The organism is Flammeovirga aprica JL-4, from assembly GCF_012844305.1.
GTDB classification, from domain to species: domain Bacteria; phylum Bacteroidota; class Bacteroidia; order Cytophagales; family Flammeovirgaceae; genus Flammeovirga; species Flammeovirga aprica.
This window is the reverse complement of record NZ_JABANE010000280.1, coordinates 1-1,482: the sequence shown is the minus strand read 5'-3', so window position 1 is coordinate 1,482 and position 1,482 is coordinate 1. Positions and strand designations below refer to the sequence as shown.

At 32.2% G+C, this 1,482-nt stretch carries 1 protein-coding gene; it reads right to left on the bottom strand.

The features are described from left to right. Positions 1 to 165 precede the first annotated feature (165 nt). Positions 166 to 1,176, bottom strand: a complete 1,011-nt coding sequence (locus HHU12_RS33860) for an IS110 family RNA-guided transposase (RefSeq protein ID WP_169661144.1) — start codon at positions 1,174 to 1,176, stop codon at positions 166 to 168. Positions 1,177 to 1,482 lie beyond the last annotated feature (306 nt).

The following is a 1,482-nucleotide window of genomic DNA, read 5'->3' as shown; positions in this document are numbered from 1 at the left end:
TGACGAACTGTGTTTAAAAGCAAATTTATTTCATAATTCAACCAAATTTTATTTTGGTTTTGTTTTTTGTAAATCAACATGTATTCACTAAAAAATTGAATATAACGATCCATACTCTTTTTCTTAAAAGTGTCAATTTTGAATGATCTATCTATGTACTATAGTTTAAGCAGCTCTGTTACTTAAACTATAGTATTCAGGATTATATGGTTCCCCACTTTTCACAATTGCAAAGGCTTGTTTAACCAATTTATTTATTACTGCTACCATTGCTTGTTTATGTTTCTTACCTCTTTCTCTTAACCTCTTGTATAAGCTTCGACATGCAGTATTATATTTTTTAGCGGAAAGTGCTGCCATGTATAAGATCTTCCGAGCATCTTTGACACCCATTTTGGAAATACCTTTATACTTTTTTACAGAGGATCCAGATTCATATTCTCTAGGATTAGTTCCTAAGTAGCAAATCACCTGCTTAGCTGATTCAAAGTTAGTGAATTGCTGAAATGTATGGAGAAAGACCATAGCACTTTTATCTCCTATACCTGAAATTGTCTTTACTAATTTTAGAAAGCTTTTATCCTCTTCAGTATTTAATTTATTGAGTTCTTTTTCATAATCTGCTATAACTTCTTCTACAGCTTGAATTTTATCTTGCAACCAATCGAATATTTCTTGTGAGGTGTCATTACAATTTTTAAAACTATGGTATTGTGATGAATAGGCGTTAAGATGCTTTGTTTCAAGTTGAATCATACTCAAAAGTTGTTGCCGTTTTAGGCTTGAGACTGATGGTTTTCTCCAATTATGGACCTTGACATCCTGACTTAGAATCATATTTTTACCATAGTCGTAAATTAATCTAGCATCAATTTTATCAGTCTTGTCACGTTTCAATTTTGACATACCATAATATTTTATGGCAGTAGGATTGACAACCTTTATCGTATAACCTTTCAGGAAAAAATAACTACACAAATTATAATGATAAACCCCTGTGGCCTCTAAGACAATAGTGGTGGATTTTGTGATTGATTTTTCAATTTCACCAAATCCTTTCGTATTGTTGTCCATTTTTTTTGATAGCTCCTTATTTTTCTTTTCACTAAAGAAATAGAGATCTAACTTTTTGCTAGAAACATCGATGCCTACAAGAGGTGAAGTTGTAATTTTCATAAGGGATGCTACATTTGTATTCTGTTAAAAAATAGAGACGTTTAAGTTGATAACTTTCTGTGACACCAGCGTACTAAAAACAGGATCTAGGTCCCAACGAACTGTCCAGTCTTATAGAAAGTGAAAAGGGGATCATCTGTCACTTACTGGTTTATAAACCATTCGCTACGCTCGATCTTATTCCTTTTCTTATTGTCAACTTGAGCGTCCTCTTTTGCTAACAACAATATTCTATAACTCCTCGAAAATCCAAAATATTATTCTGAGGAGTTTTATTTCCTTTTGACAATGCTAAGTTAGTACGCT